This window comes from Azospirillum sp. NS33 (assembly GCF_059703765.1).
Genome location: NZ_BAAKJB010000027.1, coordinates 1 through 14,290, shown reverse-complemented (window position 1 = coordinate 14,290; position 14,290 = coordinate 1). Strand labels below are relative to the sequence as shown.

Here is a 14,290-nt window from a genome sequence, read left to right as displayed (position 1 = left end):
GCGTCGCCTGCGGGGTCCGAAGCCCCGATCTTACGCCTTTTTCGCGGTCTCGTTTCGCTTCCGTTCGCGGAAATCGGCGGCCCAGTCGGGGTAGGCCTGTTGCCGGCCGCGGGCCACCGCCAGGGCGTCGGCGGGCACGTCCAGGGTGACCACGCTGCCGGCCCCGACGATGGCGCCGTCGCCGACCCGCACCGGCGCCACCAGCGCGGTGTTGGAGCCGATGAAGGCGCCGGCGCCGATCTCGGTGCGGTGCTTGGCGAAGCCGTCGTAGTTGCAGGTGATGGTGCCGGCGCCGACATTGGCACGGGCGCCGACCCGGGCGTCGCCGATGTAGGTGAGGTGGTTGACCTTGGCCCCCGCCTCGATCCGCGCGTTCTTGATCTCGACGAAGTTGCCGATGTGGGCGTCGGGCCCGATCTCCGCCCCCGGGCGCAGCCGGGCGTAGGGGCCGATCTGGGCGCCGTCGTCGACGCGCACCTGCTCGAGGTGGCAGAACGGGCGGATCTCCACCCGGTCGCCGACGCTGACGCCGGGGGCGAAGACCACGCAGGGGCCGACCACCACGTCGCGGCCCAGCCGGGTGTCGTAGGAGAAGGTGACGCTGTCCGGGTCGACCAGGGTGGCGCCGTTGTCCATCGCCGCCTTGCGCAGGCGGCGCTGCATGATGCGCTCCACCTCCGCCAGCTCGGCCCGGGAGTTGACGCCGATCACCTCGGCCGGCGCACCCTCCACCACGGCGCAGGGCATCGCCTCGGCCCGGGCGATCTGCACCACGTCGGTCAGGTAGTACTCGCCCTTGGCGTTGGCGTTGCCGACGCGCCCGATCAGCGCCGCCATGCGGCTGCCGTCGAAGGCCATCAGCCCGGCGTTGCACAGGCCGACCGCCCGCTCCTCCGGGGTGGCGTCGAGGTACTCGACGATCTTCTCCAGCCCGCCCCGGGCGTTGAGGATGAGGCGGCCGTAGGCGCCGGGCTCGTCGGGGCGCATGCCCAGCACCACCACCGCCGGGTCGCTGGCCTGCTCGCGGGCGCGGACCATGGCGCGCAGGGTGTCGGGGGTGACCAGCGGGGTGTCGCCGTAGAGCACCAGCACGTCGCCGCGGAACCCCTCCAGCAGACCGAAGGCGGCGCGCACCGCGTCGGCGGTGCCGCGCTGGCGTTCCTGGACGGCGGTGGGATAGGGGGCGACCGCGGCCGCCACGTCGTCCATCCCCGGACCGACCACCACCACCACGTGGTCGGGGTCGAGCGCCGCCACCGCGGCCAGCACGTGGCCGATCATCGGCCGCCCGGCGACGCGGTGGAGCACCTTGGGCAGGTCGGACTTCATGCGCGTTCCCTTGCCGGCCGCAAGGATGACGCAAGCGAGAGGGCGATGGCTCATGGCAATCCCTGTTTCGACCCTTGGTTCGGCGTGGCGCACGACGCGCCCGGAGGGGCGGCGCGCCTAGATGACACAGTCCGCCGGGCGCACCCAAGTCAACTTTTGTAACGCCCCGTCACACGATCCGGGGACGCCGTTGCCCATGAGACCGAGGTATGGAGTGCCCGCCCGCACCGCAACGCCGCCGGTCGGCGTACCGCCCCCGCCCGCCGCCGATTGCGCCTTCCGGGCGCGGGCGCGAACGGGGTATGCAGGGGGCCGTCGCACCCCGTCGAGGAGGCCGCACCGATGACCGCCCCCCGTCCGCCCGGCCCGCGTCCCACCGTCCTGGTCTTCGACCTCGACGGCACGCTGATCGACAGCGCCCCGGACATCGCCCGCGCCCTCGGCGCCACGCTGGCCGAGCACGGCCGGCGCCCGCTGTCGGTGGCGGAGGTGCGCGGCATGGTCGGCGACGGCTCCGCCGCCCTGGTGCGCCAGGCCTTCGCGGCCACCGGGACACCGGTGCAGGAGGGCGCCCTGGAGGCGGTGGTGGGCCGCTACCTCGACCTCTACTTCGCCCAATCGGCGGAGCCCTCCTGCCTCTACCCCGGGGTGGCCGAGACGCTGGCCGCGCTGCGCGGCGGCGGCGCCCGGCTCGGCCTGTGCACCAACAAGCCCGAGCGCATCGCCCGCAAGCTGCTGGGGTTGCTCGGCCTGGAGGCGCTGTTCGGGGCGGTGGCCGGTGGCGACACCCTGGCGGTGCGCAAGCCCGACGGCCGCCACCTCGCCTGGGTGGTCGAGCGGCTGGGCGGTGGCCCCGCGGCGATGGTCGGCGACAACGCCAACGACGTCGCGGCGGCGCGCGCCGCCGGCGTGCCCGTCGTGGCCGTCAGCTATGGCTACCCGCGCATGGCGGTGGCCGACCTCGGCGCCGACCTGGTGATCGACCGCTTCGCCGAGCTGCCCGCGGCGCTCGCCCGGCTGGGCGGCTGACGCGGCCGCTTTTCCGTGTTGACAGGCGCCCCGCGACCCCTTAAATACGCCGCTCACCGCACGACGGCGGGCGCGTAGCTCAGCGGGAGAGCACTCCCTTCACACGGGAGGGGTCACAGGTTCAATCCCTGTCGCGCCCACCATTTCCTCCAGGACGTCAAACTGGTGGACATGGTGCGCTGGTTCCGTCGGCGGTCGGCCTCCCCCCATTGCGCGCCGTTTCCGCACCGTCTTTGGACGGCGCCTGATCGCCATCGCTCCCGCTCGCCGGTTTGGAAACGCTTGGCCGGCCTGTGCCCGCATGGCTTCCGCGTCGCCCCGGCGGCCAATGGGTCGTCCCGGCCTCGAGCGATGCCGCCCGCACGACGCCGGCAATGTGTGGCGCGGCCGGCGGCGGTCGTGGCGAAGCCACCCGGCGGCAACGCGCACGAAATACTGGCGTATGCGCCGGGCATGCCGAGCGAAAGCAAAAATCTTCCGAAAGTGTTTTCGTTGGAACCGGCTCGCGTTTTCGGACGTTGACCTGAGGGAGGACCCGTGGTCTTATTCCCACCCTCAGTGGTGATACCGTTGGGGGACGGGGAGATGGCGTTTTCGCAAACTTCTGATACCGAATCTCCGATGTCTCCCACCGCCAAATCCTTCCTGTGTGCGGAGGAATGCCCTAACATCAGCGTTTCGGACGCGACCCGCGGCAATCGGGGAGGGCAAATGTCCAGACCGAAACTATGGCCAATTCCGCGTACAGGCGCAAAAACCAGGAGGTCGGACGGAGAATTTTGGTCCGGCAGTTTTGGCTTTAATGCCTTTTGTTTGGTGTTGTCCGTCGGCCCGAGCGGTTTGGCTGATCTCGCCGAGGAGACGGAGCGGATTGTCCGCGCGATCCTGAGGGATTACGCCGCCCATGGCGCGGTCCGGCCAATCCTGGTGGTCTACGCGCCCGGCCTGGACCGCGAAAGCGTCGTCAATCTGGCGGACGCGGGAGCCACCGTCGTCAGCAGGACTGTGACGCCGGAGGAACTTGAAGACGACGAGGCATCGCCGTCCGCGCTGCTCTTTCAGGGCCTCTTTCGGGAGCTTGCCCGTCTGGGTTCGCCGCAGGATGTGATCGCTGCCTTCCCCAACCCCGCGGTGTCGTCTTCCGGGGGGACCTCCACCGCCGCCCGCCCCACCGATGCGTTCGTGAGGGGGGACGCCGTGCGATCCGGAATCGACGAGGCCTACGCCAATCTGACGGCGCCCCTGACGGATGGCAGCCGCCTGAACAATGCTGGCTGGCTGATCGACGTGTGATGGGCGACCCGATTCTCGATGCGCATCGGCGAGCGTCGATGTGGTACGCGATCAGCGGTCCTTCGCCCATCAGCATTCGGGATCAGATGCTGCGCGGCGTCACCATTGCGCATCGCCTGAGCCAGGCCGGTGACATCGGCGACGACCGCCCCCTTCTGGTGCTCGGCGCCGGAGTGGGGGGCGCTTCCGCCGCCATGACGGCGGCCGAGCTCGGGGTGCCGACATTTCTGGTCGACGTGGCCAACAGGCCGTTTACCGCCCAAAGCTACGCCGACAATCGGGAGCTGCATCCGACCCAGTACGACTGGCCCGCGGTTCACTTCAGAGGCGGCATCCTGAAGTACAACGGGAACGCCCTCCCGTTGCCATACAAGCCGAAATCAGCCGACCTCCTCAGCATCGACTGGCAAGGGCAGCTTCATCTCGCGGCGTCCCACCTCTCGGGCAATCTCGCCACCCACTTCGGATACGCTCTGACCGGCTTATGGCCGCATGTCGGCCCGTCCGGCGTGGCCGAGCGTCTGGATGTGGGCTTCCACCATCCGGCGCACGGCTCTCTGAACGTAAGGGTCGCCGCCGTCATCCAGGGGTTCGGGATCGGAAGCGAGAACTGCCGCTTCGAAGACGGCGGCCGTCTCGCCTACGAGGGCCAACCGTTCTGGGGGCCGGATGACTTCGCGTCAGCCGTCAACGGGACGCACGCGGTGCTGATCAGCGGCAGCGGGGACGGCGCGCTCCAGGACTTCCTGCGCATCGTGACCGGCGGCAAGCGTCCCATCGACATCCTCAGGATGTTGGAAGCCCGCGCGGAGATCCCCGCCGACATCCTGCTGAACATCATGTCCGCGGAGGATGAAGCCCATCGGGGACGCAGCTGGGCGCACGACGATGACCCGGTTTTGCGCCATGCCCACCAACGGCCCTACTTCGCTGCCTTGGAGAAGGCCCATCGGGATGCGGTGGACGAATTGCTCGGCCTCAACGCGCGGGGGGCGTTGAAGCCGCGGCACCACGCCATGCGGTCCGCCGTGTCCAAGATGTTGGGCAACCCTCCCCAGGTGCATGTCGTCTATCGAGGGCCCTTCATCACGGCCTACTACGGCCTCAACCGATTCCTGGCGCTGCTCATCTCCGAGTACCGGCGCGCCACCCACGGCGTGAGGTCGTTGTACCCGAACTGCGTGATCTCCAGCATTTCGGCGGCTTCCCATCCGTCGCATGAATGCGTCACGACGAACAACAGCTCGGGATGTCTCCGCGCGAATGGCGTCTACAGAAAAGATGTCCTCGTCCGTCACGAGTGCTTTGGAAAAGACCACGACGTACAATTTCAGAACGTAAAAGACAAGACCTATCCCAGTCCCGGATCGCCGCCGACAAACCAGACCTACAACGTCATCATCATCCGTCACGGCATCATTGCGCCCCAGCCGCTTGCCGCGCTGGAGGCGTCCGCCTTGCAGCCCGTGCCCATGAAACGGGTCAACCATCTGCTCCCCTACGGACAGACCTGAGTCGATTCAGCGCCGGGCGGGGGCATGGCAGGGCGGATCCGGCTCTCGGCCAATGGCCGCGGCTTGTTCATCGACGGCATGGTCGGTAAACGCCATGGCGCCTCAGCGCCTGCGCGCGGCGCGCCCCACCGCGATCGCGTCTCCCGTCGCGTTGCAGACCGAGCAGCGCCAGGGCAGGGCGTCCGGGGCGGCGGCCCAGCCGAAACGGGGGATCAGGGGCTCCGGCCGCGCCTCCGCCCCGTGCCCGCAGCACCGGCACCGCACGGGAATGGGCACGCCGTGCCGGGCGAGATCCCCAACCCGTCGAGCCGCTTGGTTCCCATCCGCTCCCCCACGTCACCGGTAGCCCGGCGGTCATCCTTCGCCGCCGGGAACAACGGCACGATGTTCGTGTAATGGTCTTCAGGCTGGGCCCGCCCGGCGGTCGCGGTATTCTTGTACGGCTATGGCGAGGCCGGCATCGTTCTCGGCCTGGGGCAGGCGCCCACCGCGGTCTTCGGCGGGAGTGGCGCCGACATCTCCGGGTTCAACGACCCAGGTCCGGGGGTCGCTTCGGCAGCGGCGAGGAACTGATCTTGTCGGGCGGTGACGGACGGGTGGATCAACCTGGTGCGACCCCCGCGTCATCCTTGGTCGCCTCGCTCCATCCCCGGTCGCCGCCGCTTTGCCGGCGGCGACACAGGGTATGGCGGGATCACGCGGCTTCCTTGAGCATGGCGTGGTAGATCTTCCACACCACCTCGACCGAGACGCCGGCGGCGCGCGAACCGGCGATCAGCATCTCCGCAGACGGCTTCAGCGGGGCCAGGGAGTGCTCGCGATCGCGGGGCGCGGCCGGAGCGGCGAGGTCGAAGCGGCGGTCGGGGCTGTGCGCCGTGGTGGCGGCGACGGTGGCGTCGGCGGTCGGCATGGTCGCGGTCATGGCGTTCATCTTGGGTCCTCCGTGGATGGGTTTCCCCGGTAGGAGCAAACGCGATGCCGCGGCTTCACCGTGCGTCCGCATTTTATAGATTTCCAACGAATCCAAGCGGTTGACGCGACGTGCACGACCAGTCGGCCGTTTGCTGCGCGCCCGCTTTCCGCATCCTGCCGCCGTGAGGATGCGAAAGTCCTCGCAAACTGCAAATTGCCCCGGGGGCGCCATCGCCATTCTGGGACGGGGATCGACCCGGCTCAGCCGTCCTTCCCCCTGGCGACGGCGCAGCGCTGCCGCGTCGTGCAGACGGCCCGGTCCTGGGCCGGCGGGCGGCAGGAGACGATCCGGCTGGTGGCGCCGGGGCTGTGGAAGCGGAAGGACACCGCGACATGGTCGGGAACGACGACGCCGACCCGCCACGGCGCGTTGCGCTCGGGGCACAGGTGCTCCCAGGTGAAGCGGGTCCGATAGTGCTGCTGGATGAGGAAGAGACCGTTGACCCAGCGACCGAGCCGCGCGCGTCGCTGCCCGGCCCGGGCAGCCGGCGGCCAGGCTGGTGGCGGGCATGCGGCGTTCCTCGCGACGGGACGGTGGATGCCTTCACACCCTAGAGAGCAACCGGCGGCGGTCATTTATGGGGCGTCGGTGGGGGATTCCGGGGTGTCGAGCCGGCGCCGCATCAGCACGCTGCCGCCGTCGTGGGGCAGCCGCTCGTGCCAGGGAATCGGCGCCACCACGACCTCGTCGAATCCGTCCCCGGCGTAGAGGCGCCGCGCCGCCGCGTTGTCGGCCCACACGTGCAGGGTGAGACGGTCGTAGCCCCCTTCGACGGCGTGGCCGTAGCTCCAGCGCAACAGGCGGCGGGCCACGCCATGGCGGCGCCAGCCCGGCTCCACCGCCAGCGCCGACAGGAAATGGCTGCCCCAGTCGTGGGCGGTGTCGAACGGGGCGAGGTGGGCCAGGCGGTCGGCCGGGATGAAGCTGCGGTCGGCGTCGCGCATCCAATCCGTCGGGTGGGTGTGGGCCACCCCGACGACCCGGCCGTCCGCCGCGGTCACCGCCACCGCCATGTGGCGGTGGGAAAAGGATCCGCTCCGGCCGGCGATCCCCGGCACGAGGAGGTCGCACGCGGGCACGCCCGGCACCAGTCCGTCCAGCAGGAACTCGTAGACGCCGCCGCCGGCCATCAGCACCAGGGGGGCGATGGCGGGGGCGTCGTCCGCGTCGGCGGGGCGGATGAGGATGTCCAAGGTGGCGTCCGTTGACGAAGGAGGAGGGGAGGCCGGGGAGGGGGAGGCCGGGTCCGGGTCGGGGGTGCGCTGTGCCGAATGTGGCGCGGCGACCGGCGCACGCCAAGCGCCGCCGGGCACGCCCAGCGCGCCGGTGGGCCGCACGCGGGCCGGTTGACCGGCGGCCGGGCGGCCGGCTAATGTGGAGGCATGGTCCATCGCCTGTTCCAGACGCGTGCGCGAATTAGCGGCCCGGTCCTCGTGTGAGGGCCGGGACCCATGCCGCACCGGCGCCGCGCTGATCCGCGGCCGGTTTTGCCCACCGCAGAGCAGGACACCATCTCCATGACCGTCACCGTTGTTTCACCGGCCGCTCCCGTGGCCGAGCCGCGACCGGCCGACCCCGGCCGCACCGTCACCTTCGCGCTGCGCGCCGACGCGGACCCCGGGCTGCTGCCGCGGGCGCTCGAACTGGTCGCCAAGCGCGGCCTGGTGCCGCTGTCGCTGCGCAGCGACCTCGCCGCGGACGGCGAGACCCTGACCCTCGAGATCGCCGTGCGCGGCCTGGCGCGGGCGGAGTCCGACCACATCGCCAACTGCCTGCGCACCATCCCCGGGGTGGCCCAGGTGCTCACCGGCGAGCACCGTCTCGAGGCCGTGGCCTGACGCGCGGCCCGGCCCGGCCGGCGCGCGGCGGTCAGCGGCGCGTGCCGCCGTCCGGGGCCGGCGGCGGCACGGCGGCGCCGGCGGCACCGCCGGTGCCGGCACCCTCCGGCGGCGGTGCGGCGCCCTCCTCCGCCTCGCTGTCCTTGATCAGCGCGGCGGCACGCTGCAGCTTGCGGAACTGGCCCACGGAGAAGGGCAGGCTGGCGAGGTACACGACCCCCAGCGCCGTCAAGGTCCACCAGGGCTGGCTGACCAGGAAGGCGGCCAGCAGGCCGACTCCCACCAGGGCCGGCACCACCATCCGCTGCGGCACCCGCAGCCCCTTGAACGAGAAGGTCGGGATGGTCGACACCATCAGCCCGCCCATGCCCAGCATCCACGGCACCACCAGGGCCGGGTGCCCGGTGACGTCGGGGTCGGTGGCGAATCCGGCGACCAGCGGCAGCAGCGCCAGCCCCGCCCCGGCCGGCGCGGGAATGCCGGTGAAATAGTTGAAGGCGAAGGGCGGCAGGTCCGGCGCCCCGAGGCGCGAGTTGAAGCGCGCCAGGCGCAGCGCGGCGCACACCGGGAACGCCAGGGTGGCGATCCAGCCCAGGCTGCCGGCGCCGTCGAGTGCCCAGAGATAGATGGTGAGCGCCGGGGCGACGCCGAAGCTGATGACGTCGGCCAGGCTGTCCAGCTCGGCGCCGAACTTGCTCTGGCCGTTGAGGAGGCGGGCGATGCGCCCGTCGAGCGCGTCGAGCACGGCAGCGATGAAGATCGCCGTCACCGCCGGCTCCCACCGCTCCTGGATGGCGAAGCGGATGCCGGTGAGGCCGGCGCACAGCGCCAGCACGGTCAGCACGTTGGGCAGCAGATGGTTGAGCGACAGCCCCTTGAGGCGCGGGTGCGGCCGCCGCGTCCGGCGCCGCTGGAAGGCGTCGGGCTTGAAGACGCCCTGCTTGAAGACCGGGTTCCGCTTCATCAACGCACCTCGCCATGCCGTTGCGGTTCAGGGGACTCGAGGTCGGCCAGCACCGTCTCGCCGCCGATCGCCAGCTGGCCGACGCAGACCAGCGGCGCCACCCCGTAGGGCAGGTAGACGTCGGTGCGGCTGCCGAAGCGGATCAGCCCGAACCGCTCGCCCGCGCGCACCACCTGGCCCGGCTTGAGGGTGCAGATGATGCGCCGCGCCACCAGCCCGGCGATCTGGACATAGGCGATCTCGCGGCCGTCGGGCAGGCGCTGGCGCAGCGCCATCCGCTCGTTCTCGTCGCTCGCCTTGTCCAGGGCGGCGTTGAGGAAGCGGCCGGGATGGTATTCCGCGGCCACAACCTCGCCGTCGCCCGGCACGCGGTTGACGTGAACGTTGAAGACGTTGAGGAAGATCGAGATGCGGGTGCGCGGCTGCTCCCCCATGCCCAGCTCGGGCGGCGGCACCGCCGGCACGATCATGGTCACCCGCCCGTCGGCGGGGCTGACCAGCAGCCCCTTGCGGGCCGGCGTCACCCGGTCGGGGTCGCGGAAGAAATAGACGCACCAGGCGGTGAGCAGCAGCCCCAGCCAGCCCAACGGTTCCGCGACCATCAGGCCGAGAAGCAGCGACACCACCGCGAATCCGGCGATGAACGGCCAGCCCGCGCGATGGATCGGTACGAGTACGGTGTCGATGGCGGTCATCCCCGGCCCTTAACCCCCCTGTTCGAAAGCGGCGCATTCTAGTCACGCCGTCCCGGCCTTTACAGAATTTTAGCGGGCCGCAGCGGATTCTGCGGGTCCCGATCCCTGATGAATGGCCGGTGGCCCTTGTCCGTTCCCCTGTCCGCCCGTCTCGACGCGATTCCGTCCCTGGCGGAGGTCGCACGCGCTTCGCTGCCGCTGGGCATGAACGCCGTCTTCATGACGCCGGAGGGCGTGCTGGGAATCGCCCGGCCGCCGCGGCCGTCGCGCCTCAACTTCTTCGCGGAGGGGCTGCCCTTCCACGTCGCCGTGAGCCCCGACGAGCGCGACGGCGCCGACGGTGCGGTCTGCCAGATCTGGGCGGAGGTCGGCCACATCCCCTACAGCGCCCAGTCGCCGCAGCGCCGCCGCCGGCTTCTCGATGCGCTGCGGGCGATCCAGGCGGCGCCGGTGCCGGGCGGACGGGCCCGCTTCCTGGTGCAGGAGGGCAACAAGATCCTGCTGTTCTCCGAAACCCGGGTGGAGGGGCACGTGACGCCGGAGGCCCTGTTCCACGACATCGTGCTGCTGATCCAGGAGGCGCGGCCCTATCTGCGGGTGCTGGGCGACTACGTCTAGCTAGATTCAGAGCCCAGCCTTTCGGCCTTCTGTGCGGTGGGCACGAAGAGCCTGGTTGGCCTCGTTGCCACCGTCTTTCCTGAGTTCATCGCCCGCGACGGTCGGGAGCGCGCGGCCGGGGAGCGTCAAGGAAACGAGCGCAGGGTTGGGGCGGCCCGCAGGCGCAGCGGAGGACACGGCCCTGTGCGCCTTGACGGCCTCCGGCCGTGGGCTACAGTCGCGGACAAGGTGATGAGGTCAGGAAAGATGGCTGGACAGGCAACGGCCGTCCTCGTGTGCTGAACCGCACGCAAGCGAAGCGCGCAGGCCCGAAGCTGGAAGCCGGGCCGTAGGCCTCAGCGATGGGAGCCCGCCAGGGGCGGGACTCGCACCGCGAGGCTCGATGCGAAGCACGACAGCGCGACCCGGCCATGTCGGGGGACGCACATTTAGGGTACAGATGCGGCGTCAGTCCATCCTGTCCGCCGAAGATAAGGCGTTGTCGAGCCAACATCTTCTGCTCTACGAGGACTTGCAGACGGGGCATCGACACCGTGGGACTGCTGCCAATTGTCACCATGTGCCACCAGCGAACCCGACCGAGGAAAAGGAGCTGGATAACGCTCGCGGAACGCTGGACTCTGTGGTATCATGTTAACATGACAACATGCATAGCGGTCGAATCACCCATGAATGCAAGGCCAAGACGACGCGCCACAACCACGGGCACCCTCGTCGGAACTCGCTTTCAGGCAGCTCTGCTCGAAGCCATCGACAGTTGGCGCAAGGAACAGGACGATCTGCCGACGAGGCCGGAAGCTGTGAGGCGGCTGGTCGAACTGGGGATGACGCATGACACGGCCCCCTCCGCCGAGGTATCGGGGCGGCGCGCCAAGCAGAACTCGGACGAAAAGACATGAAAAAGCAGAAAGAACTGGCGCCCATCAAGTCCGAGGACGAGATCGTACAAGCCGAAGATCAAATCGTCGAGCTTTCCAAGAGGATTGAGTTCTATCTGACGGAGTATTCTGTCGAACTTTTGGCCAGCAAGATGAGCAAGGGAGAGTTCGTCGTTCCTCCGTATCAACGCGAATACACGTGGGAGCATGATCGCAAATCCCGATTCATCGAATCTCTGATCTTGGGTCTTCCCATTCCATTCCTTTTCTTCTGGGAAATGCCGGACGGGAAGCTGGAAATCGTTGATGGCTCGCAGCGACTGCGTTCGATCGAGGAATTCGTGCTCGGCGACCTTCGGCTCGGTGAGTTGCAAAGCCTGACGGCATTGTCTGGCTTCAAGTTCTCCGACCTTCCCGATTCCCGCCAAAGGAAGATCAACAATCGCTCGATACGTGGCATCGTGCTCAACGAACATGCCGATGAGCAGGCACGCTTCGACATGTTCGAGCGGATCAACACGGGCAGCAAGATCGCCAACATGGCCGAGGTCCGCCGCGGTGCTCTTGCTGGTCCTTTCATGGATCTCATCATCGAACTTTCGGTGCTTCCGAAGTTCGTTGCTCTAGCACCTGTATCCAAGAAGGACTTGAGCGAGCGCGAGCATGAAGAACTCGTTGCCCGCTTCTTCGCCTACAGCGATGGATTGGAAGGCTACAAGGATCGTCCATCCGAGTTCATTTTCAACTACGTCAAGAAGATGAACGTCGAAGCGGCCAATGATCCGGCATTGGCCGATCGGTACCGCGCGCGGTTCCAGGAGGCCATCGACTTCATCGAACGGGTGTTCCCGTATGGGTTCCGCAGGGCTCCAAAAGGGAAGGCTACCCCCAGGGCCAGGTTCGAAGCCATTGCCGTGGGATCACGCCTCGCACTGGACGACCGCCCCGGCCTCGCCAACGACGACATTGAGAACGTGACGCCATGGCTGACCAGTGCCAACTTCACGAAGGTCACTGGTTCGGATGGTGCCAATGCCATCGCACGCCTGCGGGAACGTACTGGCTTCGTGCGAAATCGACTGCTGGGTGAGTGAATGAGCAGCAACTTAGCCATCGGATTCCAAGAGCGTCTGGCGGAAGTCGAGGCATATCTGGAATTCCTTTCGACCATGGAAGCCCAGGCCCAACAAGGACCGCCACGGATCGAAGGTGCAGAACATCCCATTACGACCCAACAGCAACGAATTCTTTATTCGAGCGTATATTTACAGTTGTATAACCTTGTCGAAGCAACGATGTCCCGCTGCATCGAAGCAGTTTCGGAAGCCGCAAAAGAGAATGCTCAATGGAAGCCTGGCGATCTGAGCGACTCGATGAGGCGCGAGTGGGTGCGTGTGACCGCTCGCACACACATCGAATTGGCACCGGAGAACCGGCTGGAGAGCGCACTACGCCTTTGCGAGCACCTGGTGGCCTCGTTGCCGATCAGCGCCTTTGATATCGAAAAAGGGGGCGGTGGCAATTGGGACGACTTCGAGATCGAAGCGTTCAGTAGACGGCTGGGCTTCCAGTTGGTCGTGAGTCCGCCTGTTTACAGCGCCATCAAACAGCCTTTCCGGGACGACCTGGGGCCGCTCGCCTTGGTGAAGCAACTGAGGAATCGTCTCGCGCACGGGTCCATCTCGTTCGCGCAGTGCGCTGAAGATGTGACTGTCGGACGGCTCGTCGAATTGAAGGATAGAACCGTTAACTACCTGAGAGAAGTGGTGGATTGCTTCACCAGCTACATCGATAGTTTCGAATATCTCCTCCCCGAGAGGCGACCTGCATGAGCCGCAATACAAAGAACATGCCTCGAATCGTGGGGGTCGATCTCTTCTGCGGTGTGGGCGGCCTCACGCATGGCCTCGTTCGTGGTGGCATCCAAGTGGCCGCAGGAATTGATATCGATTCGAGCTGCAAGTTCCCCTTTGAGGCGAACAATTCCGCCTCGTTCCTTGAGTGCGATGTCGGGGAGCTGAAACCCGAGGACATCATGCCCTTCTATGAGGGTGCCGACTTCACGCTGCTCGCGGGTTGCGCCCCGTGCCAGCCGTTCTCCACCTACAGTCGCAGCGGACGAAACAGCAAATATGAGTCGCAATGGCCGCTCGTGTCCTCCTTTGGCCGCTTGGTCAAGAAGATCAAGCCCGACCTCGTGACCATGGAGAATGTCCCGCAACTAGCCGATCACCCGGTCTTCCAGCAATTCCTCAAGAGCCTTTCCGGCTACAAGAAATGGTGGCAAGTCGTGGAGTGCTCGTCGATCGGTATTCCGCAGACTAGAAAGCGCCTGGTACTGCTCGCATCGAAACTTGGCAGCGATGGTCTGGAGCTTTCGCAAGATCAAGTTCGGAAGGTGACCGTGCGCGAGACGATCGGCTCGCTTCCCCCGATCGAGGCTGGCGAGCGCGATCCCCAAGACGAATTGCACACCGCCTCGTCCTTGAGTCCTTTGAACATGTCGAGGATTCGCATGTCACGCCCTGGAGGGACGTGGCGAGATTGGCCCGAAGAATTACAAGCATCGTGCCACCGTAAGGACACGGGCGCCACCTATCCGAGCGTCTACGGACGAATGGAATGGGATCAGCCCGCGCCGACCATCACCACGCAATGTTTTGGGTACGGCAACGGAAGGTTCGGGCATCCAGAGCAGGATCGCGCTATTTCACTCCGAGAGGCAGCGATGCTCCAAACCTTCCCGGAGTCCTACGCATTCGCCCCGCCTGGCGCTCCGATCAAGTTCAACAAGCTGGGGCGCCTGATCGGCAACGCCGTGCCCGTTCGGCTTGGGGAAGTTATCGCTCGTTCGCTCGTGGGGCACGTACAGGCGCACGTGCACTGATCTGCTGCAATTGGGAGCGTATCAGCGCGATAGCATCATACATGGTGACATGCTCCCAAATGCGAAGCACCGTCCATCCGGCGCTCGTCGATCTTGAATCTGTGTCGAGGTCGCGGGCTTTGTTGGTGATGAACCGCCCCGGGTTTCCCGGAGGCCATTTTGCTTGAGTCACGCCGCCATGGCGACGCCCTCGGTTTGAGCATAGTAGCGCGCTTCGGCCTCGGCGGGAGGAATGTTGCCGATGGGTTCGAGCAGGCGCCGGTGATTGAACC

The 14,290-nt window shown here is 67.4% G+C and carries 14 protein-coding genes and 1 tRNA gene; 9 read left to right on the top strand and 6 right to left on the bottom strand.

The genetic code is table 11. From position 1 onward, the window contains the following. Nucleotides 1–30: 30 nt before the first annotated feature. Nucleotides 31–1,383, bottom strand: a complete 1,353-nt coding sequence (glmU, locus tag AC6H2I_RS21660; RefSeq protein WP_497502791.1) for a bifunctional UDP-N-acetylglucosamine diphosphorylase/glucosamine-1-phosphate N-acetyltransferase GlmU — start codon at nucleotides 1,381–1,383, stop codon at nucleotides 31–33. Between the two features lie 288 nt (nucleotides 1,384–1,671). Here glmU and gph point away from each other — a divergent pair, with 288 nt between their 5' ends. From gph to AC6H2I_RS21640, 4 genes are all read left to right on the top strand, one after another. Continuing rightward, nucleotides 1,672–2,358: a phosphoglycolate phosphatase gene (gph, locus tag AC6H2I_RS21655; protein ID WP_497502790.1), complete on the top strand. Its 687-nt coding sequence runs from the start codon at nucleotides 1,672–1,674 to the stop codon at nucleotides 2,356–2,358. Between the two features lie 68 nt (nucleotides 2,359–2,426). Further along, nucleotides 2,427–2,501, top strand: a tRNA-Val gene (locus tag AC6H2I_RS21650). A 697-nt stretch (nucleotides 2,502–3,198) separates the two neighbouring features. Further along, a complete protein-coding gene (locus AC6H2I_RS21645; RefSeq protein WP_497502789.1) occupies nucleotides 3,199–3,651 on the top strand; it encodes a hypothetical protein in 453 nt (150 codons plus the stop codon). Next, nucleotides 3,651–5,165 carry a hypothetical protein gene (locus tag AC6H2I_RS21640; protein ID WP_497502788.1) on the top strand — a complete coding sequence of 505 codons (1,515 nt, stop codon included), beginning with the start codon at nucleotides 3,651–3,653 and terminating at the stop codon, nucleotides 5,163–5,165. Before AC6H2I_RS21645 ends, AC6H2I_RS21640 begins: the two co-directional genes overlap by 1 nt. 694 nt (nucleotides 5,166–5,859) lie before the next feature. Here AC6H2I_RS21640 and AC6H2I_RS21635 read toward each other — a convergent pair. The 3 genes from AC6H2I_RS21635 to AC6H2I_RS21625 form a co-directional block, all read right to left on the bottom strand. Beyond that, on the bottom strand, nucleotides 5,860–6,096 hold the full coding sequence (locus AC6H2I_RS21635; RefSeq protein ID WP_497502787.1) for a hypothetical protein: 237 nt from the start codon (nucleotides 6,094–6,096) through the stop codon (nucleotides 5,860–5,862). Nucleotides 6,097–6,338: 242 nt separating this feature from the next. Then, nucleotides 6,339–6,713: a hypothetical protein gene (locus AC6H2I_RS21630; protein WP_497502786.1), complete on the bottom strand. Its 375-nt coding sequence runs from the start codon at nucleotides 6,711–6,713 to the stop codon at nucleotides 6,339–6,341. Continuing rightward, nucleotides 6,714–7,331 carry a GNAT family N-acetyltransferase gene (locus AC6H2I_RS21625; RefSeq protein WP_497502785.1) on the bottom strand — a complete coding sequence of 206 codons (618 nt, stop codon included), beginning with the start codon at nucleotides 7,329–7,331 and terminating at the stop codon, nucleotides 6,714–6,716. It abuts the gene before it with no gap. Nucleotides 7,332–7,655: 324 nt separating this feature from the next. On the opposite strand from AC6H2I_RS21625, the gene AC6H2I_RS21620 reads away from it, so the two are divergent. Beyond that, nucleotides 7,656–7,976, top strand: coding sequence for an ACT-like domain-containing protein (locus tag AC6H2I_RS21620; protein WP_497502784.1), 321 nt, complete (start codon nucleotides 7,656–7,658; stop codon nucleotides 7,974–7,976). 31 nt (nucleotides 7,977–8,007) lie between these two features. Here the strand turns inward: AC6H2I_RS21620 and AC6H2I_RS21615 are convergent, their stop codons facing one another. Next, entirely contained in the window at nucleotides 8,008–8,940 is a 933-nt protein-coding gene (locus tag AC6H2I_RS21615; protein WP_497502783.1) for a CDP-alcohol phosphatidyltransferase family protein, read from the bottom strand. Next, nucleotides 8,940–9,635, bottom strand: coding sequence for a phosphatidylserine decarboxylase (locus AC6H2I_RS21610; RefSeq protein ID WP_497502782.1), 696 nt, complete (start codon nucleotides 9,633–9,635; stop codon nucleotides 8,940–8,942). Before AC6H2I_RS21610 ends, AC6H2I_RS21615 begins: the two co-directional genes overlap by 1 nt. Nucleotides 9,636–9,761: 126 nt before the next feature. Here AC6H2I_RS21610 and AC6H2I_RS21605 point away from each other — a divergent pair, with 126 nt between their 5' ends. The 4 genes from AC6H2I_RS21605 (at nucleotide 9,762) to AC6H2I_RS21590 (ending at nucleotide 14,018) form a co-directional block, all read left to right on the top strand. Next, nucleotides 9,762–10,253, top strand: coding sequence for a hypothetical protein (locus AC6H2I_RS21605; RefSeq protein ID WP_497502781.1), 492 nt, complete (start codon nucleotides 9,762–9,764; stop codon nucleotides 10,251–10,253). Nucleotides 10,254–11,148: 895 nt separating this feature from the next. Beyond that, the gene (locus AC6H2I_RS21600; protein ID WP_497502780.1) at nucleotides 11,149–12,225 is read left to right on the top strand and encodes a DUF262 domain-containing protein; all 1,077 of its coding nucleotides are present in this window, start codon (nucleotides 11,149–11,151) and stop codon (nucleotides 12,223–12,225) included. Then, entirely contained in the window at nucleotides 12,226–12,963 is a 738-nt protein-coding gene (locus AC6H2I_RS21595) for an MAE_28990/MAE_18760 family HEPN-like nuclease (protein ID WP_497502779.1), read from the top strand. Continuing rightward, the gene (locus AC6H2I_RS21590) at nucleotides 12,960–14,018 is read left to right on the top strand and encodes a DNA cytosine methyltransferase (protein WP_497502778.1); all 1,059 of its coding nucleotides are present in this window, start codon (nucleotides 12,960–12,962) and stop codon (nucleotides 14,016–14,018) included. The genes AC6H2I_RS21595 and AC6H2I_RS21590 overlap by 4 nt, the downstream gene beginning before the upstream one ends. The last annotated feature ends 272 nt before the right edge of the window (nucleotides 14,019–14,290 follow it).

Excerpts from the sequence above, each read along its gene's own strand:
- glmU (WP_497502791.1), bottom strand. The coding sequence starts at position 1,383 with ATGAGCCATCGCCCTCTCGCTTGCGTCATCCTTGCGGCCGGCAAGGGA.
- gph (WP_497502790.1), top strand. The coding sequence starts at position 1,672 with ATGACCGCCCCCCGTCCGCCCGGCCCGCGTCCCACCGTCCTGGTCTTC.
- AC6H2I_RS21640 (WP_497502788.1), top strand. The coding sequence starts at position 3,651 with ATGGGCGACCCGATTCTCGATGCGCATCGGCGAGCGTCGATGTGGTAC.
- AC6H2I_RS21635 (WP_497502787.1), bottom strand. The coding sequence starts at position 6,096 with ATGAACGCCATGACCGCGACCATGCCGACCGCCGACGCCACCGTCGCC.
- AC6H2I_RS21630 (WP_497502786.1), bottom strand. The coding sequence starts at position 6,713 with ATGACCGCCGCCGGTTGCTCTCTAGGGTGTGAAGGCATCCACCGTCCC.
- AC6H2I_RS21620 (WP_497502784.1), top strand. The coding sequence starts at position 7,656 with ATGACCGTCACCGTTGTTTCACCGGCCGCTCCCGTGGCCGAGCCGCGA.
- AC6H2I_RS21615 (WP_497502783.1), bottom strand. The coding sequence starts at position 8,940 with ATGAAGCGGAACCCGGTCTTCAAGCAGGGCGTCTTCAAGCCCGACGCC.
- AC6H2I_RS21610 (WP_497502782.1), bottom strand. The coding sequence starts at position 9,635 with ATGACCGCCATCGACACCGTACTCGTACCGATCCATCGCGCGGGCTGG.
- AC6H2I_RS21600 (WP_497502780.1), top strand. The coding sequence starts at position 11,149 with ATGAAAAAGCAGAAAGAACTGGCGCCCATCAAGTCCGAGGACGAGATC.
- AC6H2I_RS21595 (WP_497502779.1), top strand. The coding sequence starts at position 12,226 with ATGAGCAGCAACTTAGCCATCGGATTCCAAGAGCGTCTGGCGGAAGTC.
- AC6H2I_RS21590 (WP_497502778.1), top strand. The coding sequence starts at position 12,960 with ATGAGCCGCAATACAAAGAACATGCCTCGAATCGTGGGGGTCGATCTC.